This is a genomic window from Enterococcus sp. LJL90 (genome assembly GCF_056924355.1).
Genome location: NZ_JBXPBQ010000006.1, coordinates 190554 through 205206, shown reverse-complemented (window position 1 = coordinate 205206; position 14653 = coordinate 190554). Strand labels below are relative to the sequence as shown.

The window sequence follows — 14653 nt, the reverse complement described above, 5'->3', positions numbered from 1 at the left end:
ATGATTATCATCTTGATGACTTTTTTAATTGTGTATTTTTAATTGCATCAAAAAGCGACACACTTCGTCAGACTTTTCGCTGATTCAGTCGAAGTAGTTGGAAAATTGTTAGCAAAGGCTCGCAATTACTTTGGAAAAAACTTCAGAACTCTCGACGTTAGCCCAATTCTGTAAGAACAATCAAAGTGAGGCTAAAAAATCTAAATTCAAAAAAATTCCCGTATTAACTTGCCAGTCTTCATCTTAAAATGAAGGCTGGCTTTTTACTAATTCTAACTTTTTAAATCTTTGGTACAATCATTATATGAATCCAATCAGAAGTGGTGAATGTTAAATTTTTTTCAGTCTTTCAAGTCGGAGTATGAAAATAAAAAAATGTGACCAGTTAAGGGGTGGAGAAATGGACAAAATTATTCTAGAAAAATTAAAAACGATTGAAGAGCGGGAACAAGTGGAAATTATTTTAGCTGTGGAGTCGGGTAGTCGGGCTTGGGGCTTTGCCTCGCCGGACAGTGATTATGATGTGCGCTTTTTGTATGTGCGCAAGCCACAAGACTATCTGCGCTTGGACGACATGCGGATGTAATTGAGTGGCAGCTAGATGAGACGCTGGATATCAATGGTTGGGACATTAAAAAAGCTTTGAAGCTCTTGCAACGCTCGAATCCGACCTTATTTGAGTGGTGTGCCTCACCGATTGTCTATTATCAAAATGAAAAATTTAGCCAGTTAAAAGAATTGTTACCCGCTTATTTTTCGCAAAAGAAATCCTTGTATCATTACTGGCACATGGCGAGTACCAATTATCGTGATTATTTGAAGGGGGATTTGGTGAAGGCTAAGAAATATTTTTATGTTTTGCGGCCGATTATAGCAGGCCAATGGGTTCTTGATAAAAATACCAATCCACCAATGGCTTTTAGTGAACTACTAGCGGCTGAATTACCGCAAAATTTACGCTTGGCGGTGGATGAGCTCTTAGAAATAAAAATGGCCGTCAATGAGCTGGAGCTGGTTCCAAAAGTCACCATCTTAAATGAATACATTGAAGAACAAATCAGTGCTATGGAAAAGCGGGCTAAAGAACTACCGCAGGAGCCCGCAACTGACTGGCAGCAACTGAATGCAGCTTTTTTGAAATTTATTCAGTGATTTAATCGTTTTTCTTCAAACGATTAAACTTGAATGCGTTTTTAAATTAATGTTATACTTTAAATAAGAAGGAGAGTGTTGTGAAAAATTGAGAAAGTAGGTGATGAGTCATTAAACAGTTAGTGACTACTCTAAAGGAGACCATCCTGTCATCCCTGCCACTAGCCATCATTGTCATGATTGTCTGTGTGATTATTGCCCCCTTTGATGATGCGGGAGATTATTTGCGGCTATTAGTAGGCTATGCCAGTGTAGTTATTGGTCAAACGTTATTTTTAGTGGGCTTGGAGGCGAGCATTTTACCGATTGGCAAAATTGTCGGGCAGTCTTTAATCAAACTGAAAAATTTATGGATTATTGTGTTGTTTGGGGTTGTGTTTGGTTTTGTGGTGACAGTGGCTGAGCCGGCGCTCGAAGTATTGGCGCGGCAGACACACTTGGTCATTGATGATGTCGGGATTCGGCCATTTGTTTGGCTGGCGAGTACAGGAACGGGGGTATCCGTTGGCTTTGCCTTGATGCGCTTGATGAAAAACTGGGATATTAAAAAAGTTTTTCTACTGCTTTACGCGATTGTTTTTGCAATGGTTTTATTTGTGCCAGAGGAATTTATTGGCTTGGCTTTTGATGCCAGTGGCGCGACCACCGGTGATGTGTCGGTGCCATTTATTTTGGCGCTAGGTATCGGGGTTTCTCAAACGATGAGCCGCCATAAATCAAACGATGAAACCTTTGGGATTATCGGCATTACTTCGGTGGGACCGATTATTGCAATTTTTCTGTATGGCTTGTATATTTATTTGAAAAATAATGGCGTACTGCAATTAGATCAGACTTATGATCCGGTTGTCTCAGGTAGATTTTTAGCTATTTTACAAGGGAATATTGTGGATGTTGCCTTAGCACTTTTTCCGGTGATTTTAGCTTTTATTCCGTTTCAACTATTTATTGTTAAACTGCCTAAAAAACGCTTTGTCCGCATTTTATTTGGTAGTATTCCCGTTTATTTTGGTTTATTAATCTTTTTAACAGGAATTGATTATGGTTTTGCTTTTGCCGGCAAATACATAGGGGAAGTTTTTTTAGACCCTGCAAAGCCCCAGTATTATCAAGGGCTGCTTTTACTTATCAGTTTCTTTTTAGGGATGGCGATTACTTTGTCAGAACCAGCCGTGACCGTATTAGGCGATCAGCTGGAGGAATTGACAAATGGTCATATCAAAAAAATGACCATTCGCATCACCTTAGCTCTAGGAATTGGTTGTGCCGTTGTCTTGTCGGTTGTTAAAATTTTGACAGGCATCAGAATTATGTATTTCTTGTTGCCATTGTATGTCATTGCTTTAATTTTAATGAAATTCACGTCGAAATTATTTACCAGTTTGGCCTTTGATTCTGGCGGGGTAACTGGCGGGGCGTTGACCTCAGCCTTTTTAACGCCGTTGACTTTGGGAATAGCGCAAGCGGTGGCTATGCGTAATCCTGAGACGGCGCAGTCGATTTTGACCAATGGCTTTGGAATTATTGCGTTTATTTCGGTAACGCCGTTGATTGCTGTGCAGGTTTTGGGTATTATTTACAGTAGCCGCAGTCAAAAAATTGAGAAAGCCGATGCCGCTGATGAATTAGCTCGGATTCAAGAATATTTAGAGGGCGAAGACGACAGTGACGAATTTGCTGAAGATTAAAGTGCAGGGGGGTTAGCTGGGATGAAGAATCCAAAAAAGATTTCGCTGATGACCATCATCACCGGCCGTCGTAAAAAGGACCGGGTGTTGACATTATTGACGGATAACCGTTGTCCAATTATCACCACCAGTTATGGTCAAGGGACGGTCAGTCAAAATTATTTAGAGATGCTGTTGGGCTTGACGCCGGAGGAAGAAAAGACTGTCATCAACTGTATCATTCGCAACGATCAAAAGGAAAAGATTTATCAGCTGTTAATTTCCGAATGCCATTTCGATCAGCCGAATACCGGAATTGCTTTTTCTTCACCGGTGGACAATATTGTCTTTTAAGGTCTCTTTTTAAACAAAATTGAAAATCTTGATAATAGGAGAATAACTATGATTGATGAAACGAAAATTCAAAAGGCCTTGCACGTCATTTGTACAGCGGGTTACGCTGATGATGTAGTGGAAGTGGCTCGTAAGGTTGGGGCTGGCGGAGCAACCATTTTGAATGCTCGCGGAGAAGGGGCTCGCCATCAAGTCTTTATGGGAATCACAATTGATTCTGAGCGGGAAATCATTTTGTTTTTAACGGATGATGAAACCTGCGAGAAAATCATGCAGGCAGTCAAAGAAAAAGTCGGTTTCAATACAGAAGCCAATTGCATTTGTTTTTCAATCCCGGTTACAGACGCCATTGGAATTAGCCAGCATTAAACTAACACACTAAGGCTGTGACATTAGTCAAAACAGAACTGAACTTTACGAACAGTCTCTTGTAAAATACTAGAGATTGACAATTTGTGACGAGGAACACTGGACCGTTGAAGCGCAGGAACTTTCCCTTCGAGGACCTTGGACCACTCAGACAAAGGCAAGAAAGTTCAAGATTTTCTCTGTTAAAATGACTAATGGCACAGCCTTTTTTTCTGCTTTGTCTGCTGATAAAAAGTGAAATATTTGAAAGGGCTTGGGAGATGTGATATAAAAAGCTAGACGAAATCAGGAATTTCAGCTACGATACAAGGGTTTTTAGGAGGTGGGAAAATGGCACGAGTGGATAAAGTGTTGGCTTTTGTTAAAAAGCAAACGGTAAAAGATCCTCAAACAAACCAATATCTCGGCGTCACAACAAATGAAGTGGCAGAGGCCTTAGAAATTCAACGGACTAATAGTAGTAAGGATTTAAATCAATTGGTGCGGGATGGTTATATTGAAAAGACCAATCAGCGTCCTGTTCGCTATTATTTTAACGGCAATCAACAGACAGTTGCCGGCCCAGCACCCGCCAAGGTCGAAAAATATGTGCCTAGCTATAAAGAAAATAATTTAACCAAGCTTCAGCCGAAATTTGTCGGCAGCCAAGAGACTCCGATGAAAGATATTTTTTCCCGACTGGTGGGTTCCAAAGGCTCGATGAAAAATCCCATTGATCAGGCGAAGGCGGCAATTTTATATCCCCCTAAAGGCTTGAATTGTTTAATTACCGGTCCGACGGGTTCCGGAAAAACGCATTTTGCCCATGCGATGTTTGAATTTGCGAAAGCCAATGAAGTGATTGCTCAAAGGGATGAATTGATTGTCTTTAACTGTGCGGATTATGCCAATAATCCCGAATTGTTGATGAGTCATTTGTTTGGTTATGTCAAAGGGGCCTTTACCGGCGCCAATGAAGACAAGCAGGGCATTATTGAACAGGCTGACGGCGGGATGCTCTTTTTAGATGAAATCCATCGCTTGCCGCCAGAAGGTCAGGAAATGATTTTTTATTTTATGGATAATGGCACCTATAATCGTTTGGGGGAAAATTCCAAAAATCGCCGTGCGGATGTGCGAATTTTGGGCGCCACTACCGAAGATCCTTCTTCTTCTTTATTAGAAACTTTTGTGAGACGGATTCCCATCAATATCCAACTGCCGCCATTTTATGAACGGCCGGCCGAGGAGCAAATTGATTTGGTGCGGATTATGATGGCGATTGAAGCTGGCCGCATCCAACGCCGCATCAGTGTAATGGAGGATGTTGTCAAGGCATTGATTGGCAGCGTTACCTATGGCAATATCGGCCAATTGAAATCCAATATCCAGCTAGTCTGTGCCCGGGCTTTTATGAATCAAATGAGCAACGAAGAAATCACAATCACTGTCGAGGATTTATCAGAAAATATCCGCAGTGGTCTCATCGAATTAGCTGGTGATCGCAATCGTTTGGCGGAAATGGCTAAATATTTAGAGCCGAAGATGACGGTCGATCCTAACGAGCCGGCGTTACGTTTTCAAAGCGACTCCTATGAGCTACCTTATAATTTATATGATATTATCGGCGACAAAGCCGCTTTATTAAAAGCGGACGGGCTGAGCCAAGACGTGATCAATCAATTTATTTCGACAGATATTAATATTCATTTGAAATCATTTTATAAAAATCACGGCTTCACCTTTGAATCCGATAATAAGCTGGGGGATTTTGTCGAGCCTCAAGTGATTGATCTGACGGAAGAGATTTTAGCCTATGCCACAAAGACATTTGGTCCAGTCTTTCAACAAAACTTTATTTATGCCTTTAGTCTGCACATCAGCTCTCTTTTAAGAAAGATGAGCTTGGGTGAACAGCGGGTGACCAATGATAATATTAAGGAAATGGCTGCTGGCTTTCCAAATGAAATGAAGGCAGCTACCTATATCCATCATTTAATAGAAGAAAAATTTTCGGTGACAGTCGCCGAAAATGAAATATATTATTTAACCGTACTGCTGATTTCCTTAAAACATCGTAAGAGTGCCGGTCGTGTTGGCGTGGTCATTGCCGCCCACGGTATCAGCACCGCCAGCAGTATGGCTCAAGTGGTCAATAAATTGCTAGGCACCGACCGCTTGCAAGCAGTCGATATGCCCCTTGATATGAGTCCGACGGTCGCCTATGAAAAATTAAAACAAAAAGTCGTCGACGCCAATGAAGGCAATGGCGTTTTATTATTGGTGGACATGGGCTCATTGACTTCCTTTGCTGATAATATCAGAAAAGAAACGGGCGTCATGGTTCGTTCCTTAGACATGGTGACCACACCGCTTGTCTTGGAAGCTGAACGAAAAGCTTCAGTTTTAGGGACGGATTTAGCTGAATTATTTGAATCCCTTAAAGAATTTCAAGGCTATGGTCAGCTGACAACGGCCAATGAAGAAAAAAATGTCATCGCTGAGGATAAAGTAATTTTGGCGATTTGTACGACTGGCGAGGGAACGGCTCAGCGCATTAAGGAAATTATTGAAAAGGCGTTGCAGACCTCAGCGGTTAAAAATATTCAAGTGGCAACCACCTCTGTGATGGCTGCGGAAGAAAAAATCCAAGAGCTGCAAAAAAACAGTGAGATTGTTGCGGTCACAGGAATTCTTGACCCTAAAATCAATGCTCCATTTCTGCCTTTAGAGAATTTTATCAATCAAGATGTCGAGCTACTGTTGGAAAATCTTTTACTGGAAAATGATTTAAATCAAATTCAAGAAATTGAGCTGACGGAAAGTTCGGCGAAGCAAATTGCCGTTGACTATATACTAGAAAGTTTTACTTTTATTAACGGTAAGAAAATTATTGAGCCTTTATGGCAGTTTACCGATGAGCTCTTTAAAGCCTTCTTCGGCCGTCCAATGGATTATTCGACCTATATCAATTTAGTCATCCACTTAGCCGGTGCGATTGAACGAATTATTCTAAAGGAAACGTTGACAGTGAATCAAGATGATTTACAGGAAATGAAAAAGAATCCAGCCTATGACAAGCTGCATCAGTTAACACAAAAAATTAATACCAGTCTTCATCTGGAATTTCCTGAGGTGGAAGAATTTTTCGTTCTGCAGTTTATCAATAATCAAGCTTGATAATACAGAAAAACAATACACAAAAAGGATACACTGTTACAGTGTATCCTTTTTGTGTATTGTCAGAAATGCTGGTTTGGTTATTTTTACGCTAGTGTATTTTGGCACGGAACTTGCTTTATATATTTATGGAAAGAGGGCGAGGTTGAAAATCCAGAATTTTTTTAGATTTTTAATAGTAACCTGAAGAGGATTTCAAGATGAGCATGGATATTCGTCTTGCGAGGATTGATGACCGCTTAATTCACGGTCAAGTTGCAACCGTTTGGTCCCGTACTACTGGGGTCGAAAGAATTTTAGTGGTTAGCGATGAAGTTGCCAAAGATGATTTGCGAAAGTTTTTATTAAGCCAAGCAGTACCACCCGGTGTCAAAGCCAATGTGATCACTGTCGACAAAATGGTTGAGGTTTACCATAACTTGTTGTTTCGCAATCATAAAGTCATGCTGCTTTTCACCAATCCGCAAGATGTCGCTGCTATCGTCAGAAGAGGCGTCGAGTTGCCGTCATTAAATATCGGTGGCATGCGTTTTACCACGGGCAAAAAAATGATTACCAATTTTGTCTCAATTGATGACGAGGATTTAAAAGCATTCGACTTTCTTTTAGCTCAAGGTATTGATATTGAAATCCGCAAAGTTCCCGCAGATCGGAAGGTCAGCTTGGCCGATTTGTTAAAGAAAGAAAAGCTGAGCTAATTGCTGATGCCGGCATTTGAATTAATTTTTATTATTTATTAGCATCAGTAAAAAATAATTGTAGGAGGAAAGAAAATGGTAGGAATCATCCTTGCCAGTCATGGCGAATTCGCTAACGGCATTTTACAATCCGGCTCAATGATTTTCGGCGAGCAGGAAAAAGTGCAGGCTGTTACTTTACAACCAAGCGAAGGACCTGATGACTTAAAGGCAAAACTACAAGCTGCAATTGCTACCTTCGATGAAGAAGACGAAGTATTGTTCTTAGTCGATCTTTGGGGAGGCACACCGTTTAACCAGGCCAATACGTTGTTTGAAGAGCATAAAGACAAATGGGCTATCGTAGCCGGTTTGAATTTGCCAATGTTGATTGAAGCTTATGCTTCACGCTTTAGCATGACTTCTGCTCAAGAAATTGCTGCCCATGTCTTAACTGTAGCAAAAGAAGGAGTTAGAATTCGCCCTGAAGAGTTGGAACCAAAAGAAGCAATGGCACCAGCTGAAGCTAAAGGAAGCGGTCCAATTCCAGAAGGAACAGTTCTAGGCGATGGCAAATTAAAAATTGTTTTAGCGCGGGTCGACTCCCGGTTACTACATGGTCAAGTGGCAACTGCTTGGACCAAATCAGTTAACCCAAGTCGGATTATTGTTGTCTCTGATGCGGTATCAAAAGATGATTTACGGAAGAAATTGATTGAACAAGCTGCTCCTCCAGGGGTGAAAGCTAATGTTATCCCAATCGAAAAACTGATTGAAATCTCTAAAGATCCTCGTTTTGGCAATACCAAAGCTCTACTGTTGTTTGAAAACCCAGAAGATGTTGTTCGGGCAGTCGACGGCGGAGTTGACATCAAAGAAGTCAACGTCGGTTCGATGGCTCACTCAGTCGGTAAAGTAGTTGTAAGTAAAGTTTTATCAATGGGTGACGAAGATGTTCAAGCCTTTGAAACCTTAGAAAGCAAAGGCATCAAATTTGATGTCCGCAAAGTGCCGAATGATTCCAAAGACAATATGGACGACATTTTGAAAAAAGCTAAAAATGAATTAGCAAACGCTAAATAAAAGTTTAACTAGGAGGTAAGAAATTCCATGGGTGATTTAAATATTATTCAAATGATTCTGGTCATTCTTGTTGCGTTTCTAGCTGGTATGGAAGGTATCTTGGATGAATTCCAATTCCATCAACCATTAGTTGCGTGTACATTAATTGGCTTAGTTACTGGTAATTTGACAGCTTGTATTATCCTTGGGGGATCATTGCAAATGATCGCTTTAGGTTGGGCTAACATTGGTGCGGCAGTTGCACCGGATGCGGCTTTAGCTTCAGTTGCTTCAGCAATTATTTTAGTTTTAGGTGGACAAGGCGAAAATGGTGTTGATACTGCCATTGCCGTTGCGATTCCATTGGCTGTCGCTGGTTTGTTCTTAACCATGATCGTACGAACTTTGGCTGTGCCAATCGTTCACTTTATGGATGCGGCTGCTGAAAAAGGTGATTACAAAGCAATTGAAAGATGGCATATTATTGCCGTTATCATGCAAGGTATCCGGATTGCTTTACCGGCTGGCGCTTTATTATTAATCCCAGCTGCAACAGTTAGCGGATTTTTAAATTCAATGCCAGCTTGGTTAACCGATGGTATGGCAATCGGTGGTGGTATGGTGGTAGCCGTTGGGTATGCAATGGTTATCAACATGATGGCAACTAGTGAAGTATGGCCATTCTTCGTTATCGGTTTTGTCATTGCAGCTATCAGTGAATTAACACTAATCGCCATTGGTGCGTTAGCTGTAGCGATTGCTTTAATCTACTTAAACATTACAGAAAACCAAGGTTCTGCTACAGGCGGCGGTGGTTCAAACACTGGCGATCCTTTAGGCGACATCTTGAATGACTATTAGGAAACGGAGGAGAAAAAAATGGCAGAAAGAATCGAATTAACTAAAAAAGATCGTACTTCCGTTTTCCTACGTTCAACCTTCATTCAAGGTTCTTGGAACTATGAACGGATGCAAAACGGTGGCTGGGCCTTTTCAATGATTCCAGCAATCAAAAAATTATACAAGAGTACAGAAGACCGTAGTGCCGCTTTGAAACGTCACTTGGAATTCTTTAATACCCACCCATACATTGCCTCACCAATTCTTGGGGTAACTTTGGCTTTGGAGGAAGAACGGGCCAATGGTGCACCAGTTGATGATGTGGCAATTCAAGGGGTTAAAGTCGGTATGATGGGTCCTTTGGCCGGTGTTGGTGACCCAGTTTTCTGGTTTACTGTGCGCCCAATGTTAGGTGCCCTAGGCGCTTCTCTAGCATTATCTGGCAGTATTTTAGGCCCAATTATTTTCTTTGTGGCTTGGAATATTATTCGGATGGCCTTCATGTGGTATACACAAGAATTTGGCTACCGTGCAGGTTCAAAAATTACAGAAGATTTATCCGGTGGATTATTACAAAAAGTAACTAAAGGTGCTTCTATTTTAGGGATGTTTGTCCTAGGTTCACTCGTTGAACGCTGGGTAAATGTTTCCTTCACACCAGTTGTTTCACAAGTTCAATTATCTGACGGTGCCTTCATCGATTGGAGTTCTTTACCAAGCGGTACAGCAGGAATTAGATCAGCCATTGAACAATATTCTTCAGGTCTATCTCTATCTGATATTCAAACAACAACTTTACAAGACAACTTAGATAGTTTGATTCCTGGATTAGCTGCATTACTGTTAACTTTATTGTGTATGTGGTTATTGAAGAAGAAAATTTCTCCAATCATCATCATCATCGGTCTATTTGTAGTCGGTGTTGGCTTACACGTTTTAAACATTATGTAAGAATTTTACTGCGGGGGTTTTTGTTTAAGAATAGTTCGTTTTTTGCGGCTATTCTTAAACTGGCTCCTGTCAGTTTTTCTAAATTAAGGAGTGTTACTTACAGGTAAGTGATAGTCCCTTTTGTTAGAAATTTATGGCAGGCTCATTTATACTGAATGAAAAGAAATGGAGCGATGAAGATGGTACAATCATTGAATACCAAGGTTGATTTAACAATTGATGGACAATCCTTTATGGGCATGAATAACTACGGCAAGATTATGGTGGGGGATAACGCGTTTGAGTATTATGATACAAGGGATTCCCGCAAGTTCATCCAAATTCCTTGGGAGGAAGTCGATGTGGTCATCGCTTCAGTCATTTTCAAGGGAAAATGGATTCCCCGTTATGCCATTCGTACCAAGCAAAATGGGTTATTCACCTTTGCTTCGAAAGATCCGAAGAAGGTCTTACGGGCAATTAGAGAGTATGTACCCGCTGAACATATGGTCCGCTCATTAGGTTTTTTCCAAGTCTTAAACCGTAGCTTAAAAAATCGCTTTGGTAAAAAACAGCAATCATAATAAAAAGCACAAGCTAGTTGAACCTGTAAAACAGGGTCGATTATCCAGCTTGTGCTTTTTTATTTAAACAACTTATCTAGTAAGCCTCCAGTTCAGCGTTAGCTTTGCCGATAAGTTGGTGGTACCTTAATGGATTAGAAATCTTTCCAGTGCTTGTCTTCTGGATTGGTATTGGCCCATTTTTTAAATAGGGCCGGCAGTGACAGAGCGAAACCAATTAAAATAATCCCTAAAATTGCCGGTAAAAATAATTCCAAACGGTCCTCCATATCAATGAAAAAACCATAACGATAATATTCTAAGTAGCTAAACAAGGTGGCTAATAATAAGCCAGCCCCCACCAAAGTGCCGGCACCAGCGGCTAATTTCAACAACAATTTACGATCCATTTTGAACTCCTCCTCTAAATGTACTTGATATATTTAGTTTACCGGAGGCGAGCAGGAAAAAAACTTTTTCTCCATGAAATAAAAATGAAAAAATCTTCATAATTTTTCTAAAAGAGTCAGGGAAAAAAGCGCTGGAAGATTTTACTTGGGTCTTTTTCTGCTATAATAGATTAGAAAAACTAAGAGGAGGCCATCACATGAGTTTAAGAGTTGAAAAATTACGGCAGATGATGAAAACGGAGGGCTTAGATAGCTTTTTAATTACTAGTCCTTATAATTTGCGCTACTTTACAAATTTTACCGGTACCACCGGTCTAGCAGTGATAACTTTAGAAAATGCTTATTTTGTCACAGATTTTCGTTACACGGAGCAAGCTGGCAAGCAAGCATCGGGCTTTGATATTGTCAAAAACAGCGGCCCGATTTTTGATGAGGTAGCTAATCTGAGCAACAAAGATAATTTAAATAGCATGGGCTTTGAAGAAAACTTTGTCAGCTTTGCTGAGTATTCAGTCTTGGAAGAAATTATTTCAGCTGAACTTGTACCAGTCACAGGTTTAATGGAAGATTTGCGGGAAGTCAAAGACGATGATGAAGTGGCTTTAATTCAAAAGGCCTGTGATATTGCAGATCAAGGCTTTAAACATATTTTGGACTTCATTAAACCCGGCATGACAGAAATCCAAGTTGCCAATGAATTGGATTTTTACATGCGTTCTTTAGGAGCTACTAGTGTTTCCTTTGACACGATTGTTGCTAGTGGACTGCGCTCAGCAATGCCCCACGGGGTGGCCAGTGAAAAAATCATTGAGAAAAATGATTTGATTACGCTGGATTTCGGTTGCTACTATCAAGGATATGTATCGGATATGACGCGGACTTTTGCAATTGGCAATCCCGGTGACAAGCTAAAAGAAATTTATCAAATTGTCCTAGAAGCACAATTAAAAGTGATTGAAGTGGCGCAACCGGGCATCACTGGGATTCAATTGGATGCTGTTGCCAGAGAACATATCGCTTCATTTGGTTATGGCGAAGCCTTTGGTCATTCGACAGGCCATGGAATTGGTCTTGAAATTCATGAAGGCCCAAATGTTTCCTTTAGAGCAGATAAGGCCTTTGTCCCAGGCAATGTGATTACTGATGAACCAGGAATTTATCTGCCAGGTATCGGCGGCGTGCGGATTGAAGATGATTTGTTGATCACAAAAGACGGCAATCAAGTCTTGACCCATTCACCAAAGGAATTGATTATTTTATAGGGTAAAACAATTTCTTGCTATTGATTTAAAGATAGCGTCAGACTGCAATTTCTGATACACTATCAATGAAGTTTTACTTTAGTAAAGCTAGGAGAACTGTTTTATTAACTAGCGACCCATGAAGTATTTCAAGGGAAGATTAGATTAAAGGAGATTTGATTATGGCTGACGAAAAAAGTTTAGTGTTAGACGTAAACCATGAATTAGGAGAAATCGTGATTGCTCCAGAAGTAATAGAAGTCATCATCGGCATCGCCGCTTCAAAAGTAGACGGGGTCTACGGCATGCGGGGCACGCTAGCCAGCAATGTCAATGAGCTATTAGGCCGGGCCGCTCACGGTAAGGGTGTTTACTTAACCTTCACCGAAGAAGGTGCGATTAACGTGGACATCTACTGCTATTTAAACTACGGGACTTCCGTGCCAAAAATTGCGATGGACATGCAAGAGCGGGTGAAACAACAAGTGCTCTTTATGACCGATGTGGAATTAGCTGAGGTTAATATTCACGTTGTTGCAGTCATCCCTGAAAAAACGGAACAGCCCAATTTAGCTGATTTATTCCCAGATGAAGATGAGGAAACCCATGAGTAAAGAATTAACCCGTCACGAGATTCGTGAAAAAGCTTTACAGGCATTATTCCCCTTGGATTTTAATGCCGATTTATCCAAGCAAGATGCCATTTACAATGCGATTGAATTAGATCATCAGGATTTATTAAATGATGAAGAGGATGCCTTTGTCCCCGCCTATCTGGATTTATTAGTCGAAGGCGTTGTTGCTAAGCAGGCGGAAATTGATGGGATTATCGCCAAGCACTTAAAGGCGAAATGGACGGTTTCGCGGATTGCGAAAATGGATTTAATCATTTTACGTATTGCAATTTTTGAAATTCTTTATGTGGAGGATGTACCAGCGACAGTTGCTTTGAATGAAGCGCTAGAATTGGCGAAAACCTTTAGTGACGACCAATCCCGTAAGTTTATAAATGGTGTTTTGTCCAATGTGATTAAAGATCAATAAACATTTTTTGAAAGGCTGTGACACTAGTCTTTTTAACAGAAGAAATTTTGAACGATATTTTTGTCGTTGCAGTCCAGTGAGGTTGCAAGGCAAAAAAGGCCATGCCCCTACTGTGCAACAGGTCTTCGTTCTAATTCAATAATAGCTAGTGGACCTTACTAGCTATTGTTGATAAAGTTCAATTCTGTTTAACTAATGTCACAGGCTTTTTTCTATTCCAAAAATTTTCAGAAACACTAGTCAAGCCAGTCGCTTAAAAAGCAAGCTCAACCTTTGCCGAGGACTGGTTCTATGCTAAAATAGACCATTGAAGAGATGAAGGAGGCATACACATGGCAACAATTATCGATGGAAAAGAACTCGCACAAAAAATGCAGTCAGAAATAGCGACTGAGGTAGAAAATTTAAAAGAAGCAGGTTTACAGCCGGGTCTCGTTGTGTTATTAGTCGGGGAGGATTCTGCCAGCCAAGTCTATGTCCGCAATAAGGAAAGAGCGGCAGAAAAAATTGGTATTTTTTCAAAGGTCGAACGCTTACCGGAAACAATTAGCGAAGCTGAATTATTAGCAAAAATTGCGTCCTATAACCAAGATCCTCTTTTCCACGGCATCTTAGTGCAATTGCCACTACCAAAACACATTGATGAAGAAAAAGTGCTTTTAGCAATTGATCCAAAAAAAGATGTGGATGGCTTTCACCCGATGAACTTAGGCAAACTGTTAGCCGGTGATGCGGAGATGATTCCCTGCACTCCTTACGGCATCATGAAAATGTTTGCGGCTTATGATATTGATTTAGAAGGAAAAACTGCCGTCGTGATTGGCCGCAGCAATATTGTCGGCAAACCGATGTCGATTTTATTATTAGAAAAAAATGCGACTGTGACAATCACCCATTCCCGCACCAAAGATTTGCCAGCAGTTGCTAGAACGGCTGATATTTTGGTTGTAGCTATCGGCCGTGGCGAATTTGTCACTGAAGAATTTATAAAACCCGGAGCGGTAGTCATTGATGTCGGCATGAATCGCAATGCCGCAGGAAAGCTAGTCGGCGATGTGGATTTCACAGCTGTCGAACCCCTCGTTGATTTTATTACACCAGTTCCCGGCGGTGTTGGCCCGATGACAATCACCATGTTGATGCAGCAAACCGTTGAGGCTGCCAAAAGAAGCCAAGGGTAGTAAA

14 protein-coding genes and 1 pseudogene are annotated in these 14653 nt (G+C 40.8%); 14 read left to right on the top strand and 1 reads right to left on the bottom strand.

The features are described from left to right. Positions 1–361: 361 nt before the first annotated feature. From AC1Z3S_RS14240 to AC1Z3S_RS14195, 10 genes and pseudogenes are all read left to right on the top strand, one after another. Positions 362–1152, top strand: a pseudogene (locus AC1Z3S_RS14240) (nucleotidyltransferase domain-containing protein). 122 nt (positions 1153–1274) lie between these two features. Further along, entirely contained in the window at positions 1275–2840 is a 1566-nt protein-coding gene (locus tag AC1Z3S_RS14235; RefSeq protein WP_461740906.1) for a DUF1538 domain-containing protein, read from the top strand. A gap of 21 nt (positions 2841–2861) precedes the next feature. Beyond that, positions 2862–3173: a hypothetical protein gene (locus AC1Z3S_RS14230; protein WP_461735587.1), complete on the top strand. Its 312-nt coding sequence runs from the start codon at positions 2862–2864 to the stop codon at positions 3171–3173. 48 nt (positions 3174–3221) lie between these two features. Beyond that, positions 3222–3542, top strand: coding sequence for a P-II family nitrogen regulator (locus tag AC1Z3S_RS14225; protein WP_265455426.1), 321 nt, complete (start codon positions 3222–3224; stop codon positions 3540–3542). Positions 3543–3872: 330 nt separating this feature from the next. Then, positions 3873–6701 carry a sigma-54-dependent transcriptional regulator gene (locus AC1Z3S_RS14220; protein ID WP_461740905.1) on the top strand — a complete coding sequence of 943 codons (2829 nt, stop codon included), beginning with the start codon at positions 3873–3875 and terminating at the stop codon, positions 6699–6701. A 200-nt stretch (positions 6702–6901) separates the two neighbouring features. Next, a complete protein-coding gene (locus tag AC1Z3S_RS14215; RefSeq protein WP_461740904.1) occupies positions 6902–7399 on the top strand; it encodes a PTS sugar transporter subunit IIB in 498 nt (165 codons plus the stop codon). Positions 7400–7474: 75 nt separating this feature from the next. Further along, positions 7475–8461, top strand: coding sequence for a mannose/fructose/sorbose PTS transporter subunit IIA (locus AC1Z3S_RS14210; RefSeq protein ID WP_461740903.1), 987 nt, complete (start codon positions 7475–7477; stop codon positions 8459–8461). A gap of 27 nt (positions 8462–8488) precedes the next feature. Further along, the gene (locus tag AC1Z3S_RS14205) at positions 8489–9301 is read left to right on the top strand and encodes a PTS mannose/fructose/sorbose transporter subunit IIC (RefSeq protein WP_461740902.1); all 813 of its coding nucleotides are present in this window, start codon (positions 8489–8491) and stop codon (positions 9299–9301) included. 18 nt (positions 9302–9319) lie between these two features. Next, positions 9320–10231, top strand: a complete 912-nt coding sequence (locus AC1Z3S_RS14200) for a PTS system mannose/fructose/sorbose family transporter subunit IID (RefSeq protein ID WP_461740901.1) — start codon at positions 9320–9322, stop codon at positions 10229–10231. A gap of 179 nt (positions 10232–10410) precedes the next feature. After that, positions 10411–10794, top strand: a complete 384-nt coding sequence (locus tag AC1Z3S_RS14195) for a DUF956 family protein (RefSeq protein WP_461740900.1) — start codon at positions 10411–10413, stop codon at positions 10792–10794. Between the two features lie 134 nt (positions 10795–10928). On the opposite strand, the gene AC1Z3S_RS14190 is transcribed toward AC1Z3S_RS14195, so the two are convergent. Then, on the bottom strand, positions 10929–11183 hold the full coding sequence (locus AC1Z3S_RS14190; RefSeq protein WP_265455414.1) for a hypothetical protein: 255 nt from the start codon (positions 11181–11183) through the stop codon (positions 10929–10931). Positions 11184–11380: 197 nt separating this feature from the next. Here AC1Z3S_RS14190 and AC1Z3S_RS14185 point away from each other — a divergent pair, with 197 nt between their 5' ends. The 4 genes from AC1Z3S_RS14185 (at position 11381) to AC1Z3S_RS14170 (ending at position 14649) form a co-directional block, all read left to right on the top strand. Next, positions 11381–12445: a M24 family metallopeptidase gene (locus AC1Z3S_RS14185; RefSeq protein WP_461740899.1), complete on the top strand. Its 1065-nt coding sequence runs from the start codon at positions 11381–11383 to the stop codon at positions 12443–12445. Between the two features lie 161 nt (positions 12446–12606). Then, complete coding sequence (locus AC1Z3S_RS14180; RefSeq protein ID WP_461735596.1) at positions 12607–13038, top strand: Asp23/Gls24 family envelope stress response protein; 432 nt, start codon at positions 12607–12609, stop codon at positions 13036–13038. Beyond that, positions 13031–13468: a transcription antitermination factor NusB gene (nusB, locus tag AC1Z3S_RS14175; protein ID WP_461740898.1), complete on the top strand. Its 438-nt coding sequence runs from the start codon at positions 13031–13033 to the stop codon at positions 13466–13468. The genes AC1Z3S_RS14180 and nusB overlap by 8 nt, the downstream gene beginning before the upstream one ends. A gap of 332 nt (positions 13469–13800) precedes the next feature. Beyond that, positions 13801–14649 carry a bifunctional methylenetetrahydrofolate dehydrogenase/methenyltetrahydrofolate cyclohydrolase gene (locus tag AC1Z3S_RS14170; RefSeq protein WP_461740897.1) on the top strand — a complete coding sequence of 283 codons (849 nt, stop codon included), beginning with the start codon at positions 13801–13803 and terminating at the stop codon, positions 14647–14649. Positions 14650–14653 lie beyond the last annotated feature (4 nt).

Bases quoted from the DNA above. Each gene is read 5' to 3' on its own strand.
- AC1Z3S_RS14230 (WP_461735587.1), top strand. From the start codon at position 2,862: ATGAAGAATCCAAAAAAGATTTCGCTGATGACCATCATCACCGGCCGT.
- AC1Z3S_RS14225 (WP_265455426.1), top strand. From the start codon at position 3,222: ATGATTGATGAAACGAAAATTCAAAAGGCCTTGCACGTCATTTGTACA.
- AC1Z3S_RS14220 (WP_461740905.1), top strand. From the start codon at position 3,873: ATGGCACGAGTGGATAAAGTGTTGGCTTTTGTTAAAAAGCAAACGGTA.
- AC1Z3S_RS14215 (WP_461740904.1), top strand. From the start codon at position 6,902: ATGAGCATGGATATTCGTCTTGCGAGGATTGATGACCGCTTAATTCAC.
- AC1Z3S_RS14210 (WP_461740903.1), top strand. From the start codon at position 7,475: ATGGTAGGAATCATCCTTGCCAGTCATGGCGAATTCGCTAACGGCATT.
- AC1Z3S_RS14205 (WP_461740902.1), top strand. From the start codon at position 8,489: ATGGGTGATTTAAATATTATTCAAATGATTCTGGTCATTCTTGTTGCG.
- AC1Z3S_RS14200 (WP_461740901.1), top strand. From the start codon at position 9,320: ATGGCAGAAAGAATCGAATTAACTAAAAAAGATCGTACTTCCGTTTTC.
- AC1Z3S_RS14195 (WP_461740900.1), top strand. From the start codon at position 10,411: ATGGTACAATCATTGAATACCAAGGTTGATTTAACAATTGATGGACAA.
- AC1Z3S_RS14190 (WP_265455414.1), bottom strand. From the start codon at position 11,183: ATGGATCGTAAATTGTTGTTGAAATTAGCCGCTGGTGCCGGCACTTTG.
- AC1Z3S_RS14185 (WP_461740899.1), top strand. From the start codon at position 11,381: ATGAGTTTAAGAGTTGAAAAATTACGGCAGATGATGAAAACGGAGGGC.
- AC1Z3S_RS14180 (WP_461735596.1), top strand. From the start codon at position 12,607: ATGGCTGACGAAAAAAGTTTAGTGTTAGACGTAAACCATGAATTAGGA.
- nusB (WP_461740898.1), top strand. From the start codon at position 13,031: ATGAGTAAAGAATTAACCCGTCACGAGATTCGTGAAAAAGCTTTACAG.
- AC1Z3S_RS14170 (WP_461740897.1), top strand. From the start codon at position 13,801: ATGGCAACAATTATCGATGGAAAAGAACTCGCACAAAAAATGCAGTCA.